This is a genomic window from Anabaena sp. 4-3 (assembly GCF_001597745.1).
Taxonomy (GTDB): Bacteria; Cyanobacteriota; Cyanobacteriia; order Cyanobacteriales; family Nostocaceae; genus Trichormus.
The window spans coordinates 14,116-40,282 of sequence record NZ_LUHJ01000035.1 but is presented as its reverse complement, the minus strand read 5'-3'; the positions used below and the strand labels follow the sequence as shown (position 1 = coordinate 40,282).

The window sequence follows — 26,167 nt, the reverse complement described above, 5'->3', positions numbered from 1 at the left end:
ATTTAAATGATGTTTTAATTAATTTAACGTTATTAGGTTTGATTTTCTGTTTAAATTTGCTTACACGGATTTTTTAGTTTGTTATAGAAAATATACTAAAATTTATAGTTGTCATTAAGAATTGTAAATAGATTAACTAAGTGAGAATTTTTGGAACCATTTGCCCAAAACTCATATATATTGCGGAAGTATATGATTTTTCTTGAGAAGAAAAATCAGAATTTGTACGGATATAAAATAAATTAACAATCTCTACAATAGTTACATCAAATAAATCTATCTGTATATTGGAGTCTAGACAAAGGTGTAACATTTTTTTTATTTAATAGAGAAAATTTAACGGTAATTTCCACTATTTGAAGAAAAAGTGTTGCATTCTGTTGGCATCAGCAGGATTAATGTCTGGCATTTACAGTTAACTGAATATTTTTACTCTTCAGTCAAGTCTGTTAGATGCCCAGTCATAGAAAATAAACAGGCTGATATTCAACATATTTAGCCAAATAAAGCGATACAGATAAATAATCCTGCTTAAAAAAATGGCTAGGTTGGGTGTTGAAAAGGCTGATGGACAAAGTAAAGGTAGAAGGTATGACCCACCCGGAACTGATGGTATCAAATAACATTTTGAATGAATTTAAAACTTGTACTCAACTACAGTACAACGGACAGTTAGTTATTAGTAGCCCAAAAGGAAACCGATGGGTTTTTTACTATCGCTTAGGCCGGATAGTGTGGGCGACTGGCGGAAAACATCCTTTTCGGCGATGGCGTAGACATATAGCTCAACATTGTCCACAGATTGATGTGGATAAAATGCAGCTACGTCAACAAGATACTGTAACTGAGTATTGGGATTATCGTCTGTTGGAAATTTTGTATAAAAGACAAAAAATTCAACGAGAACAGATTAACACCATTGTAGAGAACACTTTGTCGGAAGTTCTCTTTGACATAGCCCAACAGACAAATTTTGTGTCTGTGAGTTGCACTCGCAACCAAGAGGTGATTCTGGAAACACCCATGAGTTTCACCAGTGCAGATTTGTCAATCAAACAGATGCAGGATTCATGGCAATCGTGGGCAGAGGCTGGTTTGGCGAATGTTTTCCCTGACTTAGCACCAATAATTAGAAGACCAGAACAGCTACAGCAGCTAGTTAGTCCATCTGTTTACAAAAACTTTGTCAGTTTGATTAATGGTAAACAGACATTGCGAGACTTAGCCGCCAGAATGAAGCAGAATGTTGTAGCTATCTCTCGTTCATTACTGCCTTATGTTCTCAAAGGTATTATCGAATTAATAGAAGTCCCTGATTTACCTTTAGCTGTATTAGAAACTGCCAACAAGTCTATATCTGCACCACCAAAAAAATCTCATCTGCCGTTGGTGGCTTGTGTGGATGATAGTCCTCAAGTTTGTCAAATCATGGAGGAGATTATCACTTCCCACGGACTGAGGTTTATCAAGATTCAAGATGCGGTACAAGCTTTACCAACTCTTATCCAAGAGAAACCAGACTTAATTTTCTTAGACTTGGTTATGCCTGTGGCTAGTGGTTACGAAATCTGTACTCAGTTGCGGCGTATCTCCTCTTTTGCTAATACGCCTGTGATTATCTTAACTGGCAATGACGGGCTGTTAGATAGAGTCAGGGCGAAAGTGGTCGGTTCTACAGATTTTCTGACTAAACCTGTAGCTACAGATAAAGTATTGAGTATTGTTCGTAAATACTTGCCTGTACAGGCGCAATCTCAAGCCAACAGCAACTCAGGTTTAGGAGTTGTGCGTGAACGTATAGCTTGAGGTTGGCAAACATCAAGATTTTCATGAGTTGTGGAGATGTTTTCTTCAGCTTTAATTGTTGCGGAATTTTAAAGCTGTGACATATTTTAACAAATATGCGCCAAATCAACCATCTGTAGAGATGCGAGTCATTGTGTCTCTCAAAGTATTTTGGTGATTATTCATGAGATAGGCATTAAATCAAGAAATGTAACAGTCAGTATTTTTACTGAACTAAATTCAGCAGAAACAAATCACAATATAACAAGATAAAAGCCTGTTGGCATCTGGATGCAAGGGCTATTGATTTGATTGTCTGACCACTAATAATTTTTCTAGGTAATGTCTATGACTACTGTTTTAGTAATTGAAGATGGCTTAACTGATATGGAGATTATCAGCCGTTATTTGCAACAAGCTGGCTGTTCTGTAATTAGCGCAACCAGCAGTGAGGAAGCGAAAGTCAAAATCGATAGAACTAAGCCAGATTTAATTTTTCTCGATGTCATTCTGCCGGGTAAAAGTGGATTTGAAATCTGTCGAGAACTAAAAAGTAATCCAGATACGAGCAAAATACCTGTAGTTTTTTGTTCAACCAAAAATACTGATGTCGATAAAATGTGGGGAAATATGCTAGGAGCAGAGGCTTATCTTTCTAAACCGATAAATCAAGAAGAGTTGGCATTAACACTGAAGCAATTCTGTAAATAGGCAGTGTTGTCACTCTAGTAAAGGATAACATCAAAGGACAAATAGCTTTGGATAGTCAGCAAAAGTTTTTAAGTTTTCATTTAGGAGCCAGAGATACAGCAGTAATTTCTTTAGAGAATATCACAGAAGTTTTGCAGGTATCTTTGGGTGATGTATGTAGTATGCCTCAGATGCCTAGTTGTATATTAGGTGTTTATAACTGGCGCGATGAAATGCTGTGGTTAGTGGATTTAGAGGAGATGTTAGGGTATCCGCCTTTGCCACCAGCCACAAATCTGATGACAAAAATGATGACGATTGTATTAGAAAAAAATGGCAAGCATTTAGGGCTATTAGTTAGGCAATTGATGGATATTGAATGGCTAGATATGGAGCAAATGAAAGCACCATCTGCGGAATTATTTTCTCAATCGATATCGCCTTTTTTGCAAGGATACTTTATTAACGACGCAGAGAGAATGATGTTCAATCTCGATGCTGATGCTATTATTCATTCCCCGATGTGGGCTACACATAATTGAGATTTGGGTAATGGCTTTAAAAATTCATTACTAACATTATTAAACTAATAAATGGCTAGAGGTCTATAAAATGACAATTGCGTATCATAACAGTCATGAAAGTGATGATTTAGTTTCTACAGTAGAACCGTTAGAAAAAACTAAAGATGGTGTGAATTTAAGTCATAGTTCTCATCATAATGTATCTAGTGCAATTACTCAAGAATTTAAAACTTGGAGACAGCAACTACAAGACATTACTAACCAGATGCGCCTAGCATCAGATAAAGATGCAGTCTTAAAGGTTACGGTAGCGAAAGTTAGAGAAAAAATTACTTGCGATCGCGCGGTAATTTATCAGTTTTTAGCATCAGATTCTGGGACAGTATTATCAGAATCGCGTACTCTCGGTTGGACACCGGCTGTAGGTGAAATTCTCCCTGGGATTCTATTTGGTTTATATACCAATCAAGACTATGTAGAACCAGTCACAATTGATGATGTGACGCAAGTACAAGTAACTCCCTATCAAAAACAACTGTTCGATAAATTTCAAATCAAAGCCAGTTTAAGTTTACCGATAGTGGTAGAAGGGAAAGTTTGGGGATTACTCGCAGTACATAGTTGTGCTTGTGCCAGACAATGGCAAGAATTAGAAATTACCTTACTATCGCAAGTTACCACAGAATTAACCTACAGACTCCAGAGCTTTGAACTGCATAAAGAATTGCAATTGCAGACTCAGGCTAAACAATCAGTAGCCAAAGTTATCGATAAGATTTTACATATAAATGATATCGAGAAAATTTTCCAAACCACTACCCAAGAAATCAGACAGTTATTGAAGTGCGATCGCGTGGGTATTTATCGCTTCAATCCTGATTGGAGTGGTCAATTTATTGCCGAATCAGTTGGTAGTGGTTGGGTAAAAATAGTGACTCCCGACTATAAAATGGTTTGGGAAGATACTCACCTGCAAGAAACTCAAGGTGGTCGATATGCTAAAGGTGAAAGCTTTGTGGTTAATGATATCTACAAAGCTGGTCATTTTCAGTGCCACATTGAGATTTTAGAACAATTTGAAGTCAAAGCTTACATGATAGTTCCTGTATTTGCAGGTCAACAATTATGGGGATTATTAGCAGCATATCAAAATAGTGGGACTCGTGATTGGCAAGAGTGGGAATTGAGCTTTTTAAATCAGATTGGCTTGCAGTTTGGTGTGGCGATCGCTCACGCCGAATATTTAGACCAAATGCGTTTGCAATCTGAACAATTAAAGCAAATTGCCGAACAAGAAAAAGCCTTTACCAAGATAGTTAACCGCATCCGTCAAGCGCAAGATGTTGATAATATCTTTAAAACCACCACCCAAGAAGTACGGACAGCATTAAAATGCGATCGCGTGGCTGTTTATCAGTTCAAACCAGACTGGGGTGGTATGTTTGTGGCGGAGTCAGTCGGCAACGGTTGGACAAAATTAGTAGGGCCAGATATCAAAACCGTTCTAGACGATACCTACCTGCAAGACACTAAAGGCGGTCGGTATGTCAGAGGTGAAAACTTTGTAGTCAATGATATTTATAAAATAGGGTTGACGCAGTGCCATATAGAAATCTTGGAGCAATTTGAAGCCAAAGCTTACATCATAGTGCCAATATTTTTTGGTGAACAACTCTGGGGTTTATTAGCAGCGTATCAAAATTCTGGCTCACGGGAATGGCAATCATGGGAAGTCAACTTTTTAACTCAAATTGCCTCACAATTTAGTTTAGCCAAATCACAGTTAGACTATCTAGAAGAAGTGCGAATCAAATCTGAGAAACTCGCTCAGATAGCAGAACAAGAAAAAGCCTTGACTAAGATAGTTAACCGCATCCGCCAAGCCGTAGATATAGAAGAAATCTTCAAGATTACCACTCAAGACTTACGGCAATTATTAAGATGCGATCGCGTGGCTGTCTATCGTTTCAACCCTGATTGGAGTGGCGAATTTATTGCCGAATCAGTGGGTCATCTGTGGGTGAAATTAGTCGGGCCAGATATCAAAACCGTCTGGGAAGATACCCACCTGCAAGAAACCCAAGGCGGTCGCTATGCTAAAGGTGAAAACTTCGTAGTTAATGATATCTACAAAGCTGGTCATTTTCAGTGCCACATTGAGATTTTAGAACAATTTGAAATCAAAGCTTACATGATTGTTCCCATCTTTTTCGGTGAACAATTGTGGGGACTATTAGCAGCTTATCAAAATTCCGGCGTGCGTGAATGGGAAGAGTCACAAGTCACCCTGTTATCCAGAATTGGCGACCAATTAGGACTAGCATTACAACAGACGGAATACCTGCAAAAACTGCAAACACAATCAACCCAACTAGCAGAAGCCGCCGCACGAGATAAAGCCGCCAAAGAGTTATTACAACAACGTTCTATTCAACTGCTGATGGCGGTTAGACCAGCTTTACAGGGGGATTTAACAGTACGTGCGCCGATTACAGAAGATGAATTAGGCACTATCGCCGATGCTTACAACAACACCCTGCAAGCATTGCGCCAGATTGTATTGCAGGTACAATCATCATCTCAAAAAGTTGCCCAAACTTCTAGCGACAGTAATGCTTCCTTGGCAGAACTAAATAACCTTGCCAAACAACAGTCGGATGAGATTAACATCGCTTTGGGTGAGATTCAACAAATGGTACACGCTACCCAAGCTGTAGTTAATAGTGCAGATTTGGTACAAGAATCAGTCAAACAAGCCAACCAAACCGTTGAATCTGGCGATGCAGCCATGAACAAGACTGTACAAGCCATTCAAGCGATTCGAGAAACCGTAGCGCAAACTAGCAAAAAGATTAAACGCCTCGGTGAATCCTCACAAAAAATCTCTAAAGTAGTGAATTTGATTAGTAGCTTTGCTACCCAGACAAACGTACTGGCTTTGAACGCTGCCATTGAAGCCACACGCGCCGGAGAATACGGTAAAGGCTTTGCAGTCGTAGCTGATGAAGTGCGTTCTTTGTCTCGCCAATCAGCAGCAGCGACAATTGAGATTGAAAAATTAGTTCAGGAGATTCAAGAGGAAACTGGGGAAGTTGCGGTAGCAATGGAAACAGGAATTCAGCAGGTAGTAGAAGGCACAAACTTTGTTAATGACACCCGTCAAAACTTAAATGCCATTGTGTCTGCAACTGCGGAAATTAGCCAGCTAATTCAACGTATTACTGACGCAACCCAAAAACAAATGGCGCAATCTGTTTCAGTAACTAATTCCATGAAAGATGTTGCAGACATTGCTAACAAAACCTTTGGCGAATCCCAAGAAATTGCGGCTGTATTCCAAGATTTATCAGATATGGCGCAAGAGTTGTTAACAACTGTCAGTAAGTTCAAAGTGAATTAACAATCAGGGAGTGGGGAGTAGGGAATAGGGGAGCGGAGGAAGCGGAGGAAGCGGAGGAAGCAGGGGAAGCGGAGGAAGAAGAATTTTTACCCAGTCCCCAATCCCCAATCCCCTGTTCCCATTCGCAACTCTCCAATACCCAGTCCCCAATACCCAGTCCCCAATACCCAGTCCCAGATTATGATTACAGATACTGAAATTCGTGAGCAGGGCTATATTTATTTCATAGCAGAAGCCCCTGAATTATTGGAAACTATTGAACAGGAATTATTAAATTTATCGACAAGTTATAACAAGGGGACAGTGCATAACTTAATGCGCGCTACCCATACGATTAAAGGTGGTGCTGCTACTGTTGGCTTAGAAGTAATTAAGACCATAGCCCACTCCTTAGAAGATATATTTAAATCTCTATATAATCCAGATGTATTGATAGATTCGGAACTACAAACATTTTTACATCAAGGTTATGAATGCTTGCATTTAGCCTTAACCGCAGAAATCACTGGTAGCGTGATTAATCATGAGGAAATTTTAGAAAGAGCCGCTTCAGTATTTGCCAAAATTCAGGCTAAATTAGGTGATGCTTTTGGTGATGAGCATCATATTCCTACTTCCGAAGAATTGGGTTTTGATATTGTCCAATCTATATTTGAGACTGGTGTTAAACAACGGTTAGAAAATATTGCTGAAGCTATTGAACATAGTTTAAGTCCAACTGAATTCAGCGAGTTGTTAACTGAACAAGCTGAAGTATTTATTGGCTTGGCAGAATCTTTAAATTTACCAGGGTTTGGGGAAATTGCTCAAACAATGCTGTTAGCTTTACAAACTAATCCTGAGCAAGTAGAGCAGATAGCTAAGATTGCTCTGGTTAATTTGCAGGAGGCACAACAAGCAATTTTAGCAGGCGATCGCACCCGTGGCGGTGAACCATCTACGGCGTTACAACAACTCACATTAACTACACAGGCTGTCAATCCTCAATCTTGCGATAGGGAAGCAGAATTTTATCAATTTTTAACAACATCCGGCAAAAATAAGCAGGAGTGCATTCAACCCACAACCGCTAAATTTTATTTAAAAGTTGTGCGCTGTATGCTGGGCTGGTTTAATCATGAAAGGGCAATACCAGAATCAGAATTATCGCTGGAGATGTTGATTACCAATCCTGAAGGCGAAAATTTGCTGAGTTATGTTGATAGCTGGCTGAGTCAATTTTTAGAGTATATTCGTAGTGATGATGATAGTGATAGTCTTTGTCTTTATCGCCACGGAATGATTGCTATTATTCTGCTAGCAGTTGCTAAATTTCACTATTCAACTAAAAAATCTGAGTATATTATTCCTTTTATTCAAGCATTACAAAATAAAATTAGTTTACTAGCAGCAGAATATAAAAAACATCCGCCTGTAAATGCTGAAGACAAAAATTGGTCTGATAGTCCTAAGTTACAAACACTATTAGTTTTTCAACCCATATCAAAGCCTGAATCTATTGCAAATGATCAACTCCTAGAAGAACTATGGGGAGGAGAAACTGAGGAAAACTTAGCAGATGAGCCAGTTAATCAAGATAACAATGAGCAAACAGCTTTAGTGGTGAGTGAACCCACCACTACAGAGATGACAGAAACAGCAATTGATGTTGTGAATGAACCATCAGAAGATAAATCTCTGTCTTATCAAAATAGGAAAAATCAACAGCATACATTTATTCGTGTTGATGTAGACGGACTGCAACGCCTGAATTACTTAGCTGGTGAATCATTAATTTATCAAAAACGACGTACTTTAAATGATGAACAAACTCAAGACATTTTAGAGAGATTGTTGCAACGTCTGAGCAGACATCAAGAAACTTTAAATAAATTACGGGATTTACCGTTACAGATGCAAAGTCTCAATGGACAATATAGCCAAGATTTTGCATCGGTGAAATTTGACGCATTAGAAATGGATGCTTATACAGAATTTCAGTTGACATTACACGAAGCGATAGAAGAGACACTACAATTACAAGAAACTACAGAATCAATTGATTTACTTCTCAAACAAGCTAGCCAAATCAACGACAAGCAACAAAATTTAGCTTTGACGATGATTGATAATTTAGTCGAAGCTAGGATGTTACCTTTAGGTAATATTTTGAATCGCCTTCCTCAGATGGTGCAGAAATTGGGGAATGTTTATCAAAAATCAGTGGAATTGCGCCTGACTGGTACAGGGTTACTGGTAGATAAGGCGATCGCGGAAAAACTTTACGATCCGATTGTACAATTAGTGCGTAATGCTTTTGACCACGGGATCGAATCGCCGCAACTACGCCGGGAACGTGGTAAACCAGAACAAGGTGTGATTGAAATCTGCGCCTACCATCAAGGTAGTCAAACAGTGATTGAAGTTCGAGATGATGGACAAGGATTGAGTTTAGAAAAGATTCGCAAAAAAGCTAATGAACTGAATTTTAACCCAGATAATGAACACTGGCATGAAGCAGATTTATTAGATGTGATGTTTGCGCCCGGATTTTCCACTGCTGAACAGGTGAGTGAGATTTCTGGGCGGGGAATGGGGTTAGATATTGTGCGTTCTCAAATGCAAACTCTTAACGGCTCAATTGCAGTTCAATCCTTACCCAATCAAGGAACAACATTTATCCTGAAAATTCCTTTTTCTATGACTACCGACCAATTAATGTTAGTCCAAGCTGGTGGTACTATTTACGCTTTACTATTAGATAGTATCGAAAAAATTGTCATTCCCTTACCGCAACAAATCAAAGAATTTGAAGGTAAAAAAGTTCTGCACTACCATACAGGGGATGATGAAAATATGGTCAGCCTCTATCAACTATCAGAGTTGATGTCTTATAATAATTCTTTTGATTACAATGTAAATAATCGCTATTTACTGAGTGAGAATAACACAGAAGTTATGAATAATCCTGTGTTAGTGTTGCGGCGAAATCATGGTATTTTTGCTTTAGAAGTTGACCAAATTATCGGCGAACAAGAATTAGTTATTAGACCTTTAGGAAATGCGATCGCACCTCCCAAATACATTTATGGTTGTAGTAGTTTGGCTAATGGTACTCTCATCTTAGTAATTGATGGTGCTTTGTTGCTACAATCTATTGAGATGCAAGCCACACTAGATGTAGGCGCATTACCAGCAGCGAATCCTGCCGATGAGCAAGCCTTACCACAGTCAGAGTCTAACCTAAAACCAATACCACTATTGAGTGCTTCTCAACCGACAAATACTATCAAAGAACCTCCCAACCAATCGATAGAAGCACCGCAGAAAACACCACCAGTAATTTTAGTAGTAGATGATGCTATTAGTCTGCGCCAAACTCTTTCTTTAACGCTGCAAAAATCTGGGTATCAAGTTATAGCAGCACAGCATGGGATAGAAGCTTTAGAACAGTTACAACGACATCCCGAAATTCAAGTTATCATCTCGGATTTAGAAATGCCACGGATGAATGGATTTGAATTATTAAGCAATATTCGCAAATACCCTAACCTCTCCGAATTACCTATAGTTATTCTGACTTCTCGCAGTGCAGAAAAACATCGCCAACTAGCTGAAGAATTGGGTGCTAAGGGTTACTTAACCAAGCCTTATTTAGAACATGAATTGTTAGCTATGATTGAGAAATTACTGCATACAGAACAACAGAAACACCATCAGTTAGTTACTCTGTGAATTATGTAGAGACGTTGCATGCAACGTCTCTACATTTTGTAGATAGTCTCTACTACAAACTTATGCCTTTGGTGTGGCTTCACCAAGTCTAATGAGGAGAGCGATCGCAATACTGACAGCTAAAATTAACGTCATACTCAAAGCTGAACCAAATCCCCAGTTTTGAGTCACGCCCAGAAATTGATTATAAACTAATCGCGCCGCCGTCATACTAGCAGCACCACCTAATAATTCTGGATCGATAAAATCTCCTAATCCTGTGATCAAGACTAGCAAAGAACCAGCCGCAATTCCTGGGAAAATTTGCGGAATCGTCACTTTCCAAAAACTCTGTACTGGATTTGCACCTAAATCGGCTGCTGCTTCTAATAAACGCTTGTCTAACTTTTCCAGGGAAGCATATAAAATTAACACCATGTAGGGTAACAAGCTGTAACTCATGCCAATTAATACAGCCGGCACTCTGTTGAGTAATTCTAGCGTAGGTAAGCCTACACTACTAAGCAAACTATTTAGTAACCCAGTAGGGCGTAAAATTGTAATCCAAGCGTAGGCACGCAGTAGGGAAGAAGTCCACAAAGGTAAAACAAAACCCAATAATAGCAAGTTGCGCCACCGTTGCGGTGCTATTTGAGCTATCCAATAGGCGACAGGGAAACCCAACACTAAACAGATGATAGTTGTACCAACTGCCAACCCAAGCGATCGCACAATCACCTGTAAGTATAAAGGGTCAATTATACGGATATAATTATCAAAACCACTAGGGTTAACTATATCACCTGGTCGAATATTTGGGACTAAACTTAATTGCAAAATTATCAGTGTTGGTAACACCAACAAAAGTAACAACCAAACACCAGCCGGCGCAAGTAATATCAAAGGTTGTAGCCAATTAAATCGGGGGCGATTTAGTTCGTTCTTGTCAAAATTACGAATTTCAGTAGACACGATTTTTAGAAACTAATGACTAATGACTAATGACTAATGACTAATGACTAATGACTAATGACTAATGACTAACTTTAACTGCTAGTTAATTGAGTCCAATATCGCTCATAAACTTCTTCAAAATTACCCAAGGGGCTAATGCGTTCACACTTTTCTAAAATTGCATCGGGAGGAAAAAAATTCACATTATTTTTAATGTTATTTGGCAATAGTTCAAACCCTGCTTGATTAGGTGTAGCAATTTTTAATCTTTGGCTGATGCTAGCTGCTATTTCTGGCTGTAACATAAAGTTAATCCAAGCATAAGCACCATCTATATTTGGTGCTGATTTTAGAATTACCATTGTGTCAGTCCATAATGACGAACCACTGCGAGGAATTACATATTTTAGCTTGGGGTTTTCCTTACTCACTCTGATGGCATCTGCGGAATAACACATTGCGATCATTAAATCACCTGCCAAGATTTGATTTTGCCAAGCGTCAGTATCAAAAGCTGCGATCGCAGGTTTTAATTCTGTTAATTTTTCATAAGCTTGTTTGATTTCATTTTCATTTTGTGAGTTATACGAATAACCCAACATTCGCAATACAGCACCCATAACTTCCCGCACATCATTTAATAATGTCATGCGTTTATTGAGGATATCTTTATTTTGCCAAAGATAATCCCAATCTTCAGGTGCTTGTGGCAAAACTTCCGAGTTATAAAGTAACCCAGTTGTTCCCCAATTAAACGGGATGCTGTAACGGTTGTTAGAGTCATAACTAGGATTTTGAAACTGAGGAAATAAATTCTCTAAACCAATTAGGCGATCATGTTGTAACTCTATTAATAAATTCCTGTCTACCATCTTCTGCACCATATAGTCAGATGGGTAAATCAGGCTATAAGTACCACCACCTCCCGCTAACAATTTTGCTAACATCACTTCATTAGATTCATAAACATCTACTAATACCTTCAGCCCCGTTTGAGTAGTGAAGGTTTGTAATAGTTTTTGATCAGAATATTGTGTCCAAGTGTATATATATAATTGATCGGTGCGCCCAGAGTTAGTAGAAGCCCGCACATCAGCCAACCTCCAGCCACAACCAGCTAAAGATAAAGTAGAAAGTGCTGTTACTCCTTGGATAAAATTACGTCTTTTAGTCATTAGTTATTAGTCATTAGTTATTAGTCATTAGTCATTAGTCATCTGGAATATTGCCGATAGATTTTAGATAGGCGTTTAATTGAGGTGCTAAATCATTAATGATTAGACTTAGTGCTTTTATTTGTTCAGATGTTAACAGATTACGTCTATATGCTCTTCTTAGCCAGTGTTGTGTCTCATACAAAGAACCTCTTGCCATTCTGACAAATCTTCTATTATCTTGATAACTACCTCGACCTACTCCTTCAGCAATATTTGCACCAATGCTATCTGCTGATCGAATAATTTGTCTACCTATTGTATCTTTCGGTAATGACTCCCACTCATTGACAATTTTCCAGATATTATCAGCTAATTTTTCTGCCAATTGATAAACTCGTAACTCTTAAAACCTCCCATGCGGCATTTTCCAGCTTAACCCATAATTAATGACCAATGACTAATGACTAATGACTAATTGCTAAACAATCTTCTTTTGCCCACCAAGCATAAATGGGGGTGTCACGGTCTGGTAAACTGCCAAAAGTATTGGGTTGTAAAACATTAATATTGATACCGTTAATTAATTCCACAACATAATTAACGTGAGTTCCTAAATACATCACATTTACTAGCCTTCCCTCAAAGCAATTGTTGACTGTGCTAGGCTGATATAAGGAAAGCTGAATTTTTTCTGGACGTACACTTACTGCTACAACTTTTAATAATTCTGTGGGTGTATCTTCAGTACGATGCACTGCAATAGTGAGTCCAGTTTTTGTCACAACTTGCACTGTTGAGGCTTCTACAGATGTAATTTCACCACTAAATAAATTGGTATCGCCAATAAAATCAGCGACAAAAGAGGTTTTGGGACGTTCGTAAATTTCGCAGGGAGTACCAATTTGCTCAATTTTACCTTGATTCATGACAGCGATGCGATCGCTTAATGATAAAGCCTCTTCTTGGTCATGCGTCACCATAATGAAAGTTAAACCCAGGTTTTTGTGTAAATTAGATAACTCAACCTGCATTTCCTTGCGTAGTTTTAAATCTAACGCCCCCAAAGGCTCATCTAACAGCAGCACAGCCGGACGATTGACTATAGCCCTGGCCAATGCTACCCTTTGCTGTTGACCCCCAGACAGTTGACCAGGAAAGCGCGATCGCAAACTTTCCATTTTTACGAGTTGTAAAGCTTCCTTGACGCGACTTTCAATTTCTGCCTTACGGAATTTTTTTAAGCGTAGTCCAAAGGCGATGTTATCCCACACATTCAAATGGTTAAACAAAGCATAACTCTGAAATACTGTATTCACGGGGCGACGGTAAGCAGGTACATTAGTCATCGGCTGACCCTGAATCAATAACTTACCCGCATCAACTGTTTCAAACCCAGCAATCAGACGCAGTGTGGTTGTTTTCCCGCACCCAGAAGGGCCCAAAATACTAAAAAACTCCCCCTGTCTGATGTCCAAATCTACACCGTGTACTGCTGGTTCTTGCTTGAAAAACTTGAACACATTACGCAATTCCACATCAAGCGGCTGAAAAGCCAAAATTCCTTTCTGGTGCTGGGTCACAGTTTGAGCCATAATCTTCAGTAGAATGCCACGAGTTTACGTGAATTTGTCACCTAATGTAGCCTATTAAGTAGAACAAAAATCACACTTGGGTTTATTGTATCTGCCGAAAACCACTGTGCATCAAAGAATGTTCCCAATTGTGTCACACTCAACAGGATATGGCAGTTTCTAGGAACTCTATACAAAGAATAGTGATCACTTGTGCTGTCTTTTGTGGTTGACTTTACCTCTGAGTCATGTTTTGCAATACTAGGCTCACAATTATTAGATTTAGCTCATCTCTCAGTTGATAGACTTGTGGAATAAAGGCAATTCCTGATTTGGCATCATCAATTGAGCCATAATTTTGAGTAAAATCCTAGGGCAGAGCGATCGCAATTTCTTTGATTATCAATAATTGACAAGCTGTTAACAGCATCTTACCCAAATCGTAATAACTAATAAATTCTCTCTTATGACTTTGTTACAACCATTTTCTCCACTTGGCGGACAAAAAAATACCCGTACAGTCGGACGTAGTTATCAATCTATATTTTTGATTATCTTTACCCTGTTAATGACGACTGGGATCGGTGTCCGCTTGGCATATTTACAAATTGTGGAAGGAGAATACCACCGCAAGCGAGCCGAAGCTAATCGGATTCGGACACTGCCTAAACAACCAGAAAGAGGTAATATTTTTGACCGAAATGGCAAACTTCTCGCCAGTACACGTTATCCCCATTCTGTATATTTATGGCCAATGGCACATACTAAACCCGCTTGGGCTGTCGTCGGGCCGCGTCTATCCCAGGTTTTGGATATCCCCCAAGCAGAAATCGAAAAGAAACTCGAAGAAGCTGGTGCTAACTCCTCTTCATTGATTCGGATTGCTCGTGATTTAAATGAAGCCCAAATCACAGCCATGAAAGAGTATGAAAACGAACTCCCAGATGTAGAAATACATACAGAAGCCGTGCGCTATTATCCCCACGGTCGAGAATTAGCTCATGTATTGGGATATACACGAGAATTAACTCCCGAACAACTCAAAGAAAAGAGAAAAGAGGGCTATCGTTTGGGAGATGTGATTGGGCAAATGGGGGTAGAGAAAGCCTATGAAACCTTACTGAGAGGAGAATGGGGAGGTCAGCAAGTAGAAGTAGATGGGGCTGGGCGACCATTGCGGGTATTGGGAGAAAAACAAGCCAAAGCTGGTAATGATATTCGCCTCACCATAGATTTAAATGTACAACTGGCAGCAGAGAAAGCCTTGGGAACTCGCAATGGTGCAATTGTCGCCCTTGACCCCAAAAATGGTGCAGTCTTAGCAATGGTGTCTCATCCCACCTTTGATCCCAATATTTTCTCCAAGCAAAAACTCTCACAAAAAGACTGGCAATCTGTACAAGGCGAAGAACATCCTCTAGTTAATCGCGCCCTCAGTGCCTTTCCACCCGCCAGCACCTTTAAAATTGTCACCAAAACCGCAGGGCTGGAGTCCGGGAAGTTTTCTCCCAACACAGTCCTACAAACCTACGGTTCTTTAACTATTGGTGGAACTCGATTTGGTGAATGGAATCATGCTGGTTTCGGCCCATTAGGTTTTGTGGGAGCAATGCAGTGGAGTAGTGATACTTTCTTCTATCAAGTTGGTAAAGCCATCGGCGGCCCTACTTTGATTGAATGGACTCGCAAGTATGGTTTTGGCAAGAAAACAGGCTTTGAGTTTGTCTCAGAAGAATCCAGAGGTTTAGTCCCCGATGACAAATGGAAACAGAAAGCCTGGAAGATGCCTTGGACTGTAGGCGATACGATTAATATGTCTATTGGTCAAGGTGCTTTACTTGCCACACCTTTGCAAGTGGCTGTCATGTTTGCTGTACCTGCTAATGGTGGTTATCGCGTCCAACCACATTTACTTAAAGACAATGAAGAAGCCAGAAGTTGGCGAGAAGCTGTCAAGATGAAGCCATCTACTATCAAACTTCTGCGTGAGGGGTTGCGTAAGGTAATCACTGAAGGGACTGGCAAAGTTTTAAATAAACCCACAGTTCCCCCAGTCGCAGGTAAAAGTGGCACAGCTGAAGCATGGAAGGGTCGGATCAAACAAAATCATGCTTGGTTCGGTGCTTATGCTCCTGCTGATCAGCCAGAAATCCTTATTGTCGCCTTTGCTGAACATTCCGGTGGTGGTGGCGGTAGCGTTGCCGCCCCGATGATTCTCCAAATTATGGAAGACTATTTCCAACGCAAGTACCCTGGCAAGTATCAAAAACCAGCAAGTAATTAGTCATTAGTCATTAGTCATTAGTCATTAGTCATTGGGGAAGGTTGACGGTTGAATGGGTAAAAGTTATTCTCCCTCCGCTTCCCCTGCCTCCCCTGCTCCCATTCCCCACTCCCTGATTACTGCTTTTGAGTGGCGATCGCTAGTTTTGCCCCCTTGACTTGTCTTACCTGATCCATCACGGCTACAACTTTACCGTGTCCTACTCTTTCATCAGCATTAATAATTACCACAACCTCTGAGTTAGAACCAGCTAAATTACGTATCTGTTCGGCTAGAGAATTCACTAAAATTGGTTGACGATTTAGGCTAACTTCTCCTTTTTCGTCCACCGTGATTGTAACTTTTTCAGGTACTTGCTGTTGATTGGCTGTAGCTGCCTTTGGTAAATTAACTGGTAATCCTTCTGACCTAGTTAAAAATAGCGTTGACATAATAAAAAATGTCAAAATCGCAAAAATTACATCAATCATCGGCACAATATTGATTTGTGCTGGCAGATCCGGTTCATCTTGCAGACGCATGGGCTTTTTCTCCTCGTTCATAGCGACGACGATAGAGTAATTCTAACTGTCCTCCGTATTCCTGAAACAAAGCCATCTGTCGGCTATAAAGTCCCCGGAAGGAGTTGGAGAACAACAGTGTAAATATAGCAACCACTAACCCGGCGGCTGTAGACACCAAAGCTTCACTAATCCCAGCAGTCACACCTGCGGTTTTCGTACCTCCGACATCACCAATATCCAAAGAAGCAAAAGACGTAATCAAACCTAATACAGTCCCAAGTAGACCTAATAATGGGGCTAAACCAATGATGGTGTCAAAAATATTTTGAAAGCGTTTGAGTATAGGTATCTCAGCTTGTGCTTCACTTTCTAAAGCTAAACGAAATTCTTCCGGCGTGGGTTCTTCTAATTCCAACGCTGCTAAAAAAATCCGTGCAAGCGGCAAATCTGCATTTTTTTGCAGTTTATCCATTGCACCCACTAAATTGTCTAATCGATAGAGTTTCAATACCTCTTTAATCACACGGCTTTGACGGTTATGGATTCTCAACCAAAACTTAATACGTTCAATAATTAACGCCACTGCCAATATAGAAAATCCCAATAGCGGCCACATGACTATGCCGCCAGCCGTGAACAGATTCTGAATTACCATGCAAAGCCTCGTAATCCCAAACACACAAAAACTACTAGCATCCTCAGCTAAGTTGAGAGATATTGTCAAGATAGTTTCAAGAAATCTGCAAATTTTTTTGCAATTATTTGGGAAGAATTTTCACTAAAAAATCGCTAAAAAACCCTCTATAACTATTTTATAGCCATTTTATACAGCTAAAATCTTAACAAACTAATTACTTGATATTTCTATCTGAGCATTCTACTATGTCTAAGTTAGTAATATTGACTCGCAATAAATCATGACCTTTTCGGGCATAGCTGTTGAACAGCGTTCCAAAGAAACTAACGCTCTCAGGTCTTTTCTGGTTTACAGTCTAATTGGCTCGGTAGCGTTGCATATTGGTATAGTAACTATAGGTATAAGTACGTTATTGCGTAGAACTTCTGAAGTTGAAGTTGAACCTCTAGAGGTAACAATACTTGATTCTCCGATTGAAGAAACAGAACCAACACCACAAGAAATTAAACCAGAACCAAAACCTGAACCAGAAACTCCTTCACGCCCAGTTAAAGCAGATGTCAGCAATAACAGAGAAATTGCATTAGTATCTCCACCACCTACTCCAGTCGCTCCCGTGGCGATCGCTCCTCTAAAATTAAAACCTGAGCCAGTACAAAAGTTTTCTAGTAACCTGAAAACTCCCCCTGTTCAACAGCAACCCGAAAAAACTAGCGTCACACCCGAAAAACCACAGCCAACAACACAACCCAGCCAAGTAACAAAATCTCAACCTGTTAATCCACAGCCAACTACACCGCAAGCTGGAGGAGAAAGCAGTGAAAAATTAAGAAGCTTGTTGAGTGGACTCAGAGATACTAGAGCCAGTCAAGGAAACAACAGTAATACTGCTGGCAGCGCAAGTTCTAACGTTCTTGTCGGTTCCGGCAATGGCGTGAGTCTTGGCACTGGCACAGGAACTGGTAATAATGCTGGGACTGGTAATAATGCTGGTGCGGCAACTGGTAATACCAGAGAAAGTCGTGGCATCATAGCTACAGGGCCAAGACGTAGACGAATAGAAATCCCTCAAACTGGTGATAGTGATAATAGTAAACCTGCCAGCCCAGGAAATGGGCGTGCAGCTTGTCGTGAGTGCGGCACTAAGTACCCTGAAGCAGCTAGAAGAAGAGGCATAGAAGGCAAAGTTGAAGTAGCAGTTGATACTGATGAAAAAGGTAATGTTACTAATGTCAGGATTGTGAACTCCAGTGGTAATCGTGAATTAGATGAGGCAACCCTCAGACAAGCACGTAACTGGAAATTAAAACCTTCTAATTCTGGTAGACAGGGTGTGTCTATAGCTACTGAATATGCTATTACAGGTTCTCGACGTTACCGCGAACTACAAGAACGCAGAAGACAAGCACAAGCAAGAAAACAATCAACCACAGAAGCAGCATCTAGTAGTCGGCAAAGTTCCAGAACATCAAATACATCAAATAATACAGAAGCTGCCGTCAGCAGAAATGCAGAAACTCGCGTCAGACGTAGACGAATAACCCCAACATCATCTCCAAATACCCCGAAATCTCAACCATCAACAGCATCAAGCAGCAACACGAGAACATCCAACAATCAAAGAAGCGTCAGAAATTCTTTACGTAGGGTGCGACGTGAACGTACAGCTACCCAATCATCACCCCCAGCACAACCAACTGCAACTCGGCGACGGCGCAGGATTGAGAAACAAGAAAACTCATCTTCTAGTGCCAGTAGATTACGGAATGCTTTACGTCGTTCTCGTCAGCCATCTCCATCTCAACCGTCATCATCAGAGGCTTCTACCCCTACGGCAAACAATGATTAACAGAATATCATATCATTGTTGACTGTTGACTGTTGACTGTTAACAGTTAACAGTCAGGAACTTTAAGCGGTTGTTTTTATGTTTGGGAGTTCCCTAATTGTGGATCATAAACCAACTGATAAAAAAGATAAGTTATCCTTTATTGATTAGCACCCTCTTAGACAACCAATGAATTCTCATATTTTTATAAATTGTTGACGGCAATATTTTTTGTATTTTCATGAAAGTTTGAGAATCATTAATTGTTAGCTCTTGACGGTGACTATTTTGATTTGAGTCCAAATATTTGGATAAATAGGGAAATATATAATAGATAAACGATGTGAATGCAGCTATTGAAATTTTCAAAAGTTGTGTATATAAATCATGTCGTAACAAGGTCATAAAAAAATCTTGTTCTAAACTCTTGTATAAATAATATAAAGTTTCTAAAGATTTGCCAGATACGCTACTTTTACGAGCTATATAAATATAAAAAAGACTACGAGACCATCGGTAAATAGCATGAGGAATTTCAGGATGTTTTTTCTGAACAGCAGTTAAGACAAATTGCTGCGAATTTATCATTGAAGTATAATTGTGAGACATACTATTAATAGTTTGGCGGTAGCCAATGAGAAATTCAGGTACAACTCTTACCTGATAATGTTCGGCAATTCGCAAATAAAGCTCCCAATCCTCACAACCTTGACAGCCTTTAGCTTTCAATTCACTGTCATAACCGCCTACCCTTTGCAAACAACTACGGCGAATTAAGCTGGAACTGGCATTTCCTAAAAAGTTACTATATAGCAATGCCATATAAACTTCACCTTGATATTCAGAGACATGAAAATCACCACTAGGGGCATCATTCTCATCAATTACAATTGACCAAGCATAAACTAAACCGACAGATGAATCAGATTCTTGAAAACATTTAACTTGTTTTTCGAGATTTTCAGGATACCAAATGTCATCAGCATCAATCGGGGCGATAAATTCTCCTTGTGCATATTTGATGGCTAAGTTACGAGCCGCAGCTACACCAGAATTAGGTTGTTGTAATAAGCGGACACGAGCATCTTTCTGGACAATTGATTGCACGATATCAGTTGTCTGATCACGAGAACCATCGTCTACAACTATCACTTCAATATTTGTGTAGGTTTGATTCAACACAGACTTCAAGGTTCTTTCTATAAAAGCTGCTGCATTATAAGCTGGAATAATTACAGAAACTAATGGGAAATTATGAGATGTTTTGGATAATAATGTTTGATGATTTAAAATGACAGATTCACCCATAAATGTTGTCTAAATTGGTTTAAATAAATTGGTAAAAGTCTGTGTTCGTTCCAGCAAAAAATTAGTAACTTTTCGTCACAATCAACTCACGTAGTTGCTGCCCAATAGCAGCTAGAGAAAAACATTGTTCTGCGCGATCGCGGGCGCGTTTACCCAATTCATACCCCCAAGGCTGGTTATCTAGGATAGTACCCAGGGCTTGAGCTAAGGCTGTACTGTCTTCACGGGGTACTATAATACCCCCAGATAACTCGTTGTCTGCCAAAATATCAGGAACACCAGGGGCATCAGTGGCAACAACGGGTAAACCGCAAGACATGGCTTCGATGGGTGCGACAGGAAAACCTTCGTGGCGAGATGGGAGAGTATAGACATCCGCCGCCGACAAGTAACGTTGAATAACCGTGCGATCGCGCACGTATTCGTTTTTCCAAATTATGCCGGGTAGCTGCTTCTGAGTAATCAGTTGTTTGAACTTCTCGGCATCCGAACCTGTACCGACAAGCAGTAAACACAAATTTCTCCCTGGGCGATCGCGACATAGTTTTTCCCAAGCATCAACCAGAATATCCAAACCTTTGCGGTATATTTCTATACGACCATGATACACTACCACCTGAGCATCTAAGGGGATACCCAAAACCTTCCTTGCTTGAGTGCGATCGCTAGCGTGCCAATTCGCCACATCCATTGGGTTAAAAATCCGTGCTATTTTTCCCAGAGGTAATTTGTAGCGAGACTCTAACCTCTCCACCTCGGTTTGGGTGGCGACTATTAAACCAGCACAGGCTGATAGTGTAAGCGGACGTAGCAAACCTTCCCAACGCGACAGTTGAAAGTCTCCGCCTTGAAAAGTGGCAAACACAGGTAGACCGATGATTTTACCCAATAATATGCAACTATCAAAGCGAGCATATTCATACTCTTGACACAAAATAGCTTGGCATCCTTCCCGGCGCAGTTCACGCCCCAGTGCAATCAATGGTGTAGCTAGATAAGGTGCAGCATCTTTCACCACTGCCAAAAGATGACGACGGATTCCATGCACATCGCCAAATACCTCAGTAATATTCCAACCATAAGGGTTTAACATGGGACGACGCACAACTTGATACAGTTTAGGCGCAGGTAAAACACAGATAGTTGCACCTGTCGGCTTATGGGTATAGCGCACAGTTGTAGTCACCCGTGCGGAAATGCAAAACAACACCGTCCGCACGTTAGCCAGCTTTAAAGCATCGATATAGCCGAACATCCAACCGCCCGTCATCTCATTGCAAAAAGCCTCGAAGCTAACTCCGATGGTGTCTAAAAAATCTTCAATTAAATCACCCCAATGTAAAAGGGCAATGGTAAATTCTGCTTGGTTGCTCATGAGATGATGAAGATTATTTTTGACTAAGGAGAAAAACGTTGTATTTTCATTGCTCAAACTTGAGCCGATTGATTGTGAATAAGTAGCTGGTTGCAATTAAATATAAAATGTGGTATGGGCATACTTCGACAAGACTTCGGCGTGAGCTCAGTCGAACGCTTAGTACAAGTCTTGCCCGTCAACAGGCTAGAAGCCTGTTCCACTATCTAACAATTAATTAAGCCTACTTACTTAGACTTTTTTAAAATTACTAGGTCTTGTGCGCCTACCCAACTTGAAGCACTACCAGACCACAGTCCTGTTACGGGTGCTTGGACAAACTCTAAACCTGCTTGTGTAGCAAACTGTTCCAGCAAGCGCAGACTGTATGCTGTCATATATTCAGGGTTGTCTGGTTTCACCAGGGCAAAATCGCTACCATAACTACCATATTGATAGTCAAAGTTGAAGTCAGGGCGATTAAATCCCAAAGGTCTTGGTTTTCCAGGTTGATAATTGTCAAGTAGAAAAAAACTAAACAAACAACGTCCTTCTGGTTTCAACACCCGCGCCGTCTCTTGGAAGTAATGCGCTGCTATTTCCGGGAGCAGATGGGTAAACACAGAAGCAGCGTAGACAATATCAAAGGAATCATCCGCGTAGGGGAAGCGATAATCACTTGCACGGATTTCTCCATCAGGATTGTAAAAGGTATTATGGATGTTAGCCCAGATGAAACGAAAGTTAGGATAGGCTTTGTGAAAAGTCTGCTCTAGAAATTTGATTTTGTTTTGGCAGATTTCAAAACCATCGTAAGAACCATCAGCAGACAAAATATAGCGGAGAGGAAAAGCTGTGCGACCTAATCCACAGCCTATTTCTAATACAGCACTGTTGTTGGTAATTCCTCCATAAACTCTGAGGAACATACTCCATTCTTCCGCCCAACGAAACCATTCTTCGAGTACACTAATACCTTCCTGACGCATCAAAGCCAAGGGTGGAATTAAGTCTGGTTCATAAGTCACCCAGTCTTTTTGCAGTTTATCTTTTATATGCAGAGTTTGTTTCCAGTGAAATGAACTTTTAACTAAATTTTTCAGGAGACTTTTCATAATAATTATTGCTCTAATTTTTCTGCCAAACGTAAGCTGTTTCTGTTCCTAATGCTTGTGGTTGGTGCAGATAATAACTCAACCATGTTACAGGACTGAGCATCGTACACAAAATGCGCCGACGACGATGGGATAAGTTAGAGAATGCGACATCATGACATAGAACAGTCACAGGATTAATAAAAGTAGCATATTTCTCACAAGGTAACTTGATTAAATCTTTTAATTCTGCTAATGTGTAACCACGTCTTACGTGACCCCATTCCGCCATCACTGCGGCTTCACTGGGACAAAGAGATTTCATAAATTGATAGTAGGGAAACCGCCAATTTTCATTAGGCGTACTAATTAACAGGAAACCATTGGGACGCAATACTCGTAACGCCTCTGATACTGCTTTTTGATCATCTGGGACGTGTTCTAATAGGTCGAACATTGTCACTGCATCAAAGGATTCATCCGCAAAAGGTAAAGCTGTCGCATCTCCACAAACAAAGTTGACTCGCTCTTGCTGGTTGCAAGCAGCTTTGGCATATTCAGGATTAAAGTCTATATTAGTAATTTTGGATTGGGGATATAGTAAAGCTGTTAATCCACTTTGACCACCACCTACCTCTAGAATTGTTTGTAATGGTTGGTTGGGTGCAATATGATGAATAGCACGCATTTTTTCCCGATAAAAAAATCCTTGAGTCAGAGGTTCTGGAAAAGGATTACAGGCTAAAAATTGCGATAAAGGCAGTTTATAATTATCTAGTTTGGTAGATGCTGTCAGCATATTTGATGGTGGTGATTTCCGATTAAGTGATTTTAATTAGCTCAGTTGATGTTAGTTATGAAATATTTTCTAGCTAATTTTATCTGTCCACGCTGGTTTTTTTCGATGATTTATGTAAAACTTAATTCCCGCTAAACAACCAGCAATCTGTACAAATATATAACTAGATTTTGACTCAAAACCATTTTTGACTGTTCGCAAAATTGATGTCAGATAATATTTGGGCAATGTGAGGTACAAACGGCGTAAATTTCCCCAATGTTTGTAATTAGCAAATTGTACTAACAAGGCTGTTACATGACCGCGCATATATTGATAAGCTTGGTCTTGGAAAGCATCAAAATCACGGCGATGATAGTGAAAAACTACTGCTGTTGGTTCATAGCGACATAGCCAACCTTCCGCCAGGATTCTGTACCATATTTCTGAATCTTCACTACATCCAGATGCACCTGCTCCTAGTCGTTCGTCGAAGTATCCCACGATTTCAAAAGCTTGACGACGAAAGGCCATGTTAGCACCTGCTCCAATTCGCCACACAGGGACACCACGATACTTCATATTTTCAAAGAACTCCATCCCAAAGTTTGTAGCGCGGTATTCCCAACTGGAATCTGCTGAACCTTTATGGAAAATGTATTGCGCTTCTGTTTCGAGTTCAGCCGGTAACATCAGTCCAGTCACAGCGAGGACTTTCGGGTTAACAAAAGCTTGCTGTAAACGCACACACCAGTCTGGGTGAACTTCTACATCATCATCTGTAAAAGCAATAATTTCTCCGGTACAATGGCGAATACCTGTATTACGCGCTACGCTTAGTCCTGGTCGTGGTTCTAAGACATACTCAATCTCAGGCATTTGTGCAACTATCTGGCGTGTGCTATCGTCTGCAGGTGCGTTATCGACGACGATAATTTGTTGCGGAGGTTGGGATAAATTCAGCAGCGATCGCAAGCATCGCGCCAGTTGTTCGGGACGGTTGCGTGTACAAATTACTACAGAGATGCTATTGTTGACTGGCTGGTTGTAAGTTTGTTGCAGTTGCTCCAAGGGTTGCTGCAAAGCCAACAAAGCCTGAAAATCTGGTGGTTTATCCCATGCTGGATCGGGATAAACCACTGGTAGAGGTGCGTTGAAACCGTTTTCTAACAGGCGATCGCCTACAGCTGGTGTAATCGCTGACAATGCTAGATTTCGCAGTGCGCTTGGAGGGATGGGTAAATCTGCTGTAAAAATCTCGCGATCGCCCAGGGGAATACCCCGCCACCAAAACACAGCATATATCCCCTGATACTTTGGTTTAGGTTGCAGTTCTGGTATACCTTTACTCAAGTCAATATGCAAAACTTTCCAAGGAGTAAAATTACTCATGAAAATTTCCTCCGAATCATTTCAATTCGTTTTAAAGAACGGCGATATTCCCCAAAAAATCCCATAATACCACCCCAAAGTTCTGCCCATATCATATTTGAGGGTAAAACATGGCGACCTCGCCAACTATCTCTTAATTGCTTGAGTTGATCCTTAATCCACCACAATATTAAACTGCGTAAACGAGAACGTTGAGTCGGATCAGTTTGATAAGCTTTCATCACAAAAGCCATAAATCCTAAACCCCAACTCCAGTATTGACGATGCAATTTTTCGTATTCCCGACGGTGTTGATGATAGATTAAATATTCAGGTTCATACACTAAGGTATAACCAGCCCGAATTACACGGTAAAAAATATCTAAATCTCCCCCACCCGGTAAGGGCGCGCCTGTATCTAGGGCTTCATCAAATCCCCCGATTTTTAATAAAATTTCTCGCCGAAATGCCATATTACATCCTGCCCCAAATATTCCCGCGCCACAGGGATATAAAGGATTACCTGTGACAATTTGACCATAGCGAATTTTTTCAAAACCCCGACGAAATCCGCCTCGACTTTCAAACAAAATTTGCGCTTCTGTCTCTAATTCATAAGGCAATACTAAACCCGTAAAAGCTGCCGCATCAGGATTTTCTCGCCATGCTGTGATCAGTCCTAACAACCATCTGCGATCTACAACCACATCATCATCTAGAAAGGCGAGGATTTCACCATTTGCTGATTGCAAAGCTTTATTTCTGGCAAAATCTAGCCCTGGTTTCGGTTCTCGCACATAACGCACCCAAGGTAATGACTCAACCAATTTTTGAGTGCGATCATCTGAGGGTGCATTATCTACAACTAAAACTTCTAATCGAGCAGTTTGTTTGGCGAATTCCTGTAAAGATTCTAAACAACGTGCTAAATTGTCCGGGCGGTCTTTGGTACAAATGGCAATAGTTATTGAGGGGAAGGGAGTTTGATTAACACCAACATTTAATTCTGCTTGGAGATATTCTTGAATCAGTTTAGTGCTAATTTCTGGAGCAATTAATTTACCTATTGCTTCGCCATCCAGTACAGTTTTTGCTGGTAATGCTTGTATAACAAACCCAATCGGTTTATCTTGGCGGCGGACAATTAAAGCAATACCCGTCTCATCAGGGGATAGTGATACCGTGGGTAAGGGTTCTGTCAACTCGATTTCTTGAATCTTATAAGGCATAAAAATT

General features: G+C 40.3%; 18 protein-coding genes and 1 pseudogene. 7 read left to right on the top strand and 12 right to left on the bottom strand.

What is annotated here, in order from left to right; all coding sequences use genetic code 11:
* Positions 1 to 591: 591 nt before the first annotated feature.
* The 5 genes from A3775_RS10070 (at position 592) to A3775_RS10050 (ending at position 10,113) form a co-directional block, all read left to right on the top strand.
* Complete coding sequence (locus A3775_RS10070; protein ID WP_066424887.1) at positions 592 to 1,806, top strand: response regulator; 1,215 nt, start codon at positions 592 to 594, stop codon at positions 1,804 to 1,806.
* A 327-nt stretch (positions 1,807 to 2,133) separates the two neighbouring features.
* Positions 2,134 to 2,496: a response regulator transcription factor gene (locus tag A3775_RS10065; protein WP_066379054.1), complete on the top strand. Its 363-nt coding sequence runs from the start codon at positions 2,134 to 2,136 to the stop codon at positions 2,494 to 2,496.
* Between the two features lie 47 nt (positions 2,497 to 2,543).
* Positions 2,544 to 3,017, top strand: coding sequence for a chemotaxis protein CheW (locus A3775_RS10060; RefSeq protein ID WP_066379057.1), 474 nt, complete (start codon positions 2,544 to 2,546; stop codon positions 3,015 to 3,017).
* Between the two features lie 70 nt (positions 3,018 to 3,087).
* Positions 3,088 to 6,399, top strand: a complete 3,312-nt coding sequence (locus tag A3775_RS10055) for a GAF domain-containing protein (protein ID WP_066424820.1) — start codon at positions 3,088 to 3,090, stop codon at positions 6,397 to 6,399.
* A gap of 180 nt (positions 6,400 to 6,579) precedes the next feature.
* Entirely contained in the window at positions 6,580 to 10,113 is a 3,534-nt protein-coding gene (locus A3775_RS10050) for a hybrid sensor histidine kinase/response regulator (RefSeq protein WP_066424818.1), read from the top strand.
* Positions 10,114 to 10,173: 60 nt separating this feature from the next.
* Here the strand turns inward: A3775_RS10050 and A3775_RS10045 are convergent, their stop codons facing one another.
* The 4 genes and pseudogenes from A3775_RS10045 to A3775_RS10030 form a co-directional block, all read right to left on the bottom strand.
* On the bottom strand, positions 10,174 to 11,064 hold the full coding sequence (locus tag A3775_RS10045; RefSeq protein ID WP_066379065.1) for an ABC transporter permease: 891 nt from the start codon (positions 11,062 to 11,064) through the stop codon (positions 10,174 to 10,176).
* A gap of 74 nt (positions 11,065 to 11,138) precedes the next feature.
* The gene (locus A3775_RS10040; protein WP_066424816.1) at positions 11,139 to 12,221 is read right to left on the bottom strand and encodes a spermidine/putrescine ABC transporter substrate-binding protein; all 1,083 of its coding nucleotides are present in this window, start codon (positions 12,219 to 12,221) and stop codon (positions 11,139 to 11,141) included.
* 34 nt (positions 12,222 to 12,255) lie between these two features.
* A pseudogene (locus A3775_RS10035) lies at positions 12,256 to 12,606 on the bottom strand (four helix bundle protein); the annotation flags it as partial.
* Between the two features lie 61 nt (positions 12,607 to 12,667).
* A complete protein-coding gene (locus A3775_RS10030) occupies positions 12,668 to 13,795 on the bottom strand; it encodes an ABC transporter ATP-binding protein (protein ID WP_066379067.1) in 1,128 nt (375 codons plus the stop codon).
* 445 nt (positions 13,796 to 14,240) lie between these two features.
* Between A3775_RS10030 and mrdA the strand changes: the two genes are divergently transcribed.
* A complete protein-coding gene (gene mrdA / locus A3775_RS10025) occupies positions 14,241 to 16,058 on the top strand; it encodes a penicillin-binding protein 2 (RefSeq protein WP_066424815.1) in 1,818 nt (605 codons plus the stop codon).
* A gap of 116 nt (positions 16,059 to 16,174) precedes the next feature.
* Here mrdA and A3775_RS10020 read toward each other — a convergent pair whose 3' ends face one another.
* Entirely contained in the window at positions 16,175 to 16,579 is a 405-nt protein-coding gene (locus tag A3775_RS10020) for a biopolymer transporter ExbD (RefSeq protein ID WP_066379072.1), read from the bottom strand.
* Positions 16,563 to 17,216 (bottom strand): MotA/TolQ/ExbB proton channel family protein, encoded by a 654-nt coding sequence (locus A3775_RS10015; RefSeq protein WP_066379074.1) that lies wholly within the window; start codon positions 17,214 to 17,216, stop codon positions 16,563 to 16,565. Before A3775_RS10015 ends, A3775_RS10020 begins: the two co-directional genes overlap by 17 nt.
* Positions 17,217 to 17,478: 262 nt before the next feature.
* Between A3775_RS10015 and A3775_RS10010 the strand changes: the two genes are divergently transcribed.
* Positions 17,479 to 19,047 (top strand): energy transducer TonB, encoded by a 1,569-nt coding sequence (locus tag A3775_RS10010; RefSeq protein WP_066424813.1) that lies wholly within the window; start codon positions 17,479 to 17,481, stop codon positions 19,045 to 19,047.
* 132 nt (positions 19,048 to 19,179) lie between these two features.
* On the opposite strand, the gene A3775_RS10005 is transcribed toward A3775_RS10010, so the two are convergent.
* The 6 genes from A3775_RS10005 to A3775_RS09980 form a co-directional block, all read right to left on the bottom strand.
* Positions 19,180 to 20,334: a glycosyltransferase family A protein gene (locus A3775_RS10005; RefSeq protein ID WP_066379079.1), complete on the bottom strand. Its 1,155-nt coding sequence runs from the start codon at positions 20,332 to 20,334 to the stop codon at positions 19,180 to 19,182.
* A gap of 61 nt (positions 20,335 to 20,395) precedes the next feature.
* Positions 20,396 to 21,709, bottom strand: coding sequence for a glycosyltransferase family 4 protein (locus tag A3775_RS10000; RefSeq protein ID WP_066424811.1), 1,314 nt, complete (start codon positions 21,707 to 21,709; stop codon positions 20,396 to 20,398).
* Positions 21,710 to 21,936: 227 nt separating this feature from the next.
* Entirely contained in the window at positions 21,937 to 22,803 is an 867-nt protein-coding gene (locus tag A3775_RS09995; protein WP_082803710.1) for a class I SAM-dependent methyltransferase, read from the bottom strand.
* Between the two features lie 13 nt (positions 22,804 to 22,816).
* Positions 22,817 to 23,581 (bottom strand): class I SAM-dependent methyltransferase, encoded by a 765-nt coding sequence (locus tag A3775_RS09990; protein WP_066379085.1) that lies wholly within the window; start codon positions 23,579 to 23,581, stop codon positions 22,817 to 22,819.
* 69 nt (positions 23,582 to 23,650) lie between these two features.
* Positions 23,651 to 24,952, bottom strand: coding sequence for a glycosyltransferase family 2 protein (locus tag A3775_RS09985; RefSeq protein WP_066424810.1), 1,302 nt, complete (start codon positions 24,950 to 24,952; stop codon positions 23,651 to 23,653).
* Positions 24,949 to 26,160 carry a glycosyltransferase family 2 protein gene (locus A3775_RS09980; protein WP_066379096.1) on the bottom strand — a complete coding sequence of 404 codons (1,212 nt, stop codon included), beginning with the start codon at positions 26,158 to 26,160 and terminating at the stop codon, positions 24,949 to 24,951. The genes A3775_RS09985 and A3775_RS09980 overlap by 4 nt, the downstream gene beginning before the upstream one ends.
* Positions 26,161 to 26,167 lie beyond the last annotated feature (7 nt).